General features: G+C 50.8%; 2 protein-coding genes. Both read left to right on the plus strand.

Features of this window, described 5'->3' with window-relative positions; translation table 11 throughout:
• Positions 1–247 precede the first annotated feature (247 nt).
• Complete coding sequence (locus QGT73_RS17015; protein ID WP_280123222.1) at positions 248–523, plus strand: hypothetical protein; 276 nt, start codon at positions 248–250, stop codon at positions 521–523.
• Between the two features lie 653 nt (positions 524–1,176).
• The gene (locus QGT73_RS17020; protein ID WP_280123223.1) at positions 1,177–3,450 is read left to right on the plus strand and encodes an NADP-dependent malic enzyme; all 2,274 of its coding nucleotides are present in this window, start codon (positions 1,177–1,179) and stop codon (positions 3,448–3,450) included.
• The last annotated feature ends 639 nt before the right edge of the window (positions 3,451–4,089 follow it).

Consider the following 4,089-nt stretch of genomic DNA (forward strand, 5'->3'; position numbering starts at 1 on the left):
ACAAAACTTATTTGACTTTACCAAATAAAATTGCAGCTAATTACTATAAAATCAGCAGGTTGAATTTACTTATAATGGTGATGTCTATTCCACATTATCGCCTTAGCGTGTCCGCTGAATAGTTACCAACCCACCCACCAAATGTTAAAATTATAAAATAAACATCATTCTACTTGAAATCACTGAATTATTTAACTATCTTGCAACCGATAACAAATATTTTCAACCATTTAATAGTAGCTAACCTATGAAATTACTCCTCCAATGTATTCTACTGCTTACCATAGCGATGTCCCAATACGCATACGGAGAGACCAAGCCCTATCGGCAGGAGGCTCCCAAACGTGTCTATTATTCACCAGAGAAAGAGAAACAAATTATTGACGATGCGAAAAAAGTATGTGCCCGTATGGCCGATTATGACATCAGCACACTCACGCCCCTTATCTTTTCTGTTCCGAAATCTCCACTCCCACGGCCTGTAATTGGTGACCGCCCACTGATTGCAGTCAAATTCATGTAAGACACCACCGATTATGACGATTGTCGTATTTTCTATCGTGAGACAAACGAAACTTTGACCCTTCGAAAGCCCAAAGCCATTATCAGTATAGATATATATGCTGACACATTTCAACCGGCGGCAATAGAAGCAAAAAATCAAGAATTTTACATCAAAATATTTGACCCCGACTACACGGAATTTTGCAAGCAAAATCCTGACTATAAAGTACCAGTCAAAGAATACGAGACCCCTGAATGGATGAAAAACATCCGTGACATAAACGAAATCATTAAAGAGGAACTGGAAGCCAAAGGCTATAAAGTGACAATCGGCAAAGCCGAATACTAATAACCGACACCACCTCCACACAACAGACTGTATCCGTAATTTGATACAAAAGGACAAAAGCCTCAAAAGAAACATAAGTTTTCAAGTCATGTTTCTTTTGAGGTTTTTGTAATTCCCGACAGGACCACCGCCTTACCACTCATTCCCACACTCTGACACAGAGCTTTCGCGGCTTATTCCGTGCCCAAGTCTTAAAATATATACTCCTGTACTCCTGTCTTTTAAAATCACTATTTTTATGTCAAATTATACTAAAATTTCACACTTTTGCCGATAAATTGTTAACTTTGTAATTCAAAAAGCAGAATAAACACATACCCAACATGGCAAAAGTTACAAAGCAGATGGCGTTGGACTATCACAAATATCCGCGCCCCGGCAAAATCGAAGTTATCCCCACCAAACCATACGCCACACAGGCCGATCTGGCCCTGGCATACTCGCCCGGCGTGGCATATCCCTGTCTCGAAATACAGGAAACCCCCGAAAAAGCCTATGACTACACCGACAAAGGCAACCTTGTGGCCGTAATATCCAACGGCACAGCCGTGCTCGGCCTCGGCAACATCGGCGCGCTGGCCGGCAAACCGGTCATGGAGGGTAAGGCTCTGCTCTTCAAGATTTTCGCCGGACTCGACTGCTACGACATCGAAGTCGACGAGAAAGACCCCGAAAAATTCATCTCCATCGTCAAGGCCCTCGGCCCGACATTCGGCGGCATCAATCTCGAAGACATCAAAGCCCCCGAATGCTTTGAAATCGAAACACGCCTCAAAGCCGAAATGGACATCCCCGTGATGCACGACGACCAGCACGGCACCGCCATCATCTCGGCGGCCGGACTGCTCAACGCCCTCGAAATCCAGGGCAAACGCATCGAGGACGTGCGTCTCGTGGTCAACGGCGCAGGCGCGGCAGCCGTGTCATGCACCAAGCTCTACATAGCCCTCGGCGTCAAGAAAGAAAACGTCGTCATGTGTGACAGCAAGGGAGTGATCTCCGACAAGCGCACCGACCTCAACTCCCAGAAAGCCTTCTTTGCCACCTCGCGCCCCATCACCACACTGGCCGAAGCCATGAAAGACGCCGACGTATTTCTCGGCCTCTCGGTCAAGGATGTCGTGACCCCCGAGATGATCAAGTCGATGGCACCACGCCCCATCGTGTTTGCCCTCGCCAATCCCGACCCCGAGATTTCCTACGAGACAGCCACAGCCGCACGCCCCGACATCATCATGGCCACGGGACGCTCCGACTATCCCAACCAGATCAACAACGTGCTCGGCTTTCCCTACATATTCCGCGGCGCGCTCGACTGCGGAGCCACCGAGATCAACGAGACCATGAAGATTCACGCCGTCAAGGCCATCGCCGAGATAGCCAAACTCCCCGTGCCCCCCGTAGTCAACGCAGCCTACGGCCGCGCCAACCTCAAGTTTGGACGTGAATACATCATCCCCACCCCCTTCGACCCCCGTCTGCTCACATCCGTAAGCCCCGCCGTAGCACGCGGAGCCATGGAGAGCGGAGTGGCACGCCGACCCATCGAAGACTGGGCGGCTTATGACGAAAAACTCCTCCGACTCAAAGGCAACGACCGCAAGTTTACACGTCGCATCCACGACGCCGCCCGCACCAACCCCAAGCGCGTGGTGTTTGCCGAAGCCAACACCGACAACATGCTCCGCGCCGCAGCCATCGCCGCAGCCGACGGGCTCTGCATACCCATCCTGCTCGGCAACGAGGAGATGATAGCCAAGCGCGCCGACCGTCTCGGCATCGACATCTCGGGCATCGAGATCGTCAACCTCCGCCACGACCGCGAGGCACCACGACGCGAGAAGTATGCCGCCATGCTCACTCAGAAACGTCAGCGTCAGGGCGAAAACTTCGAGAGCGCGCTCGACAAGATGTTTGACCGCAACTACTTCGGCATGATGATGGTAGAGAACGGCGACGCCGACGCATTCATAGCCGGCACACGCGCCGCCAACAACCAGACCGGCGCGATAGCCCGCGAAGTCATCGGTGTGCGCGACGGCTTCAGCCACTTCGCCACCATGCACGTGCTCGAGACCACCAAGGGCACCTACTTCCTGGCCGACACCATGGTCAACGGCAACGCCGACGAGGACGCCCTGCTCGACATCACCCGCCTGGCCGCCGACGCCGTGCGCTTCTTTGCCCACGACCCCGTCATGGCCCTCGTGTCCTACTCCAACTTCGGTTCCAACGCCGAGCCCGAATGCTGCAAGGTGCACAACGTTGTCGACCGCATGCATCAACTCTACCCCGACCTGCCCGTCGACGGCGAGATGCAGATCAACTACGCGCTCAATGCCGAAGTCCGCGACAAGGTGTTCCCCTTCAACAAACTTGCCGGCAAAGAGGTCAACACACTCGTATTCCCCAACCTCTCGGCAGCCAATTCGGCCTACCGTCTGATGCTCGAGATGGGAGTAGGCGAGTCAATCGGCCCGATTCAGATGGGTCTCAAGAAGCCTGTCCACTTCATCAACGTCGACGCCGAAGTCCGCGACATCATCAACCTCATCGCCATCGCCGTTCTCGACGCCGCCGTCCTCGACAACAAATGATTTCCACCAATCCTTATTGATATTCAAAAATAAGAACCCGGAAAACATAAATCAGCGACAAAAGCACAGAAACACATAGACAAGCGACAGGAGTACAGGAGCATTAAAAACCTCCGTACTCCTGTCCTTTTTTAGCCCAAACCGAAATGTCAGTACATATGTCAGAGGATTAAATGGAGCGGCATTTCGACATGGTCCCCTTTTATGTACCGTCAGTCATTAGCCCCGATGCCCCGACAGAGAATACATTTCAATTCAACCCAACGTCAAACACACCTCCATCGACAGGATGTTCCGACAGAGAATGCACTTCAATTCATACCAACGTCAAATGCACCTCCGTCGACAGGATGTCCCGACAGGGACATCAGGAAATTAATAGCCGTATGCATCCGAGCCTGGAAGGCTCGAGATGCATACGAAACGATGATTTCGTTTTGGAGATGTCTGAAAGACATCTTGTTACATCGTAAGAATCGGTTGTTGCCCATTTAACACATTACGACGACATATACATAACAAGAGGTTGTTGCAGAACTATTTCTCAAAAAAAATAGCAAAAGCCTCAACTTTCACAAGCTGAGGCTTTTTTATGTCCATAAAGTTTTGTAACTTTATGGTATTCAAAACTATTGAATA

Origin of the sequence: Duncaniella muricolitica (assembly GCF_910574735.1) — a bacterium.
Taxonomy (GTDB): domain Bacteria; phylum Bacteroidota; class Bacteroidia; order Bacteroidales; family Muribaculaceae; genus Duncaniella; species Duncaniella muricolitica.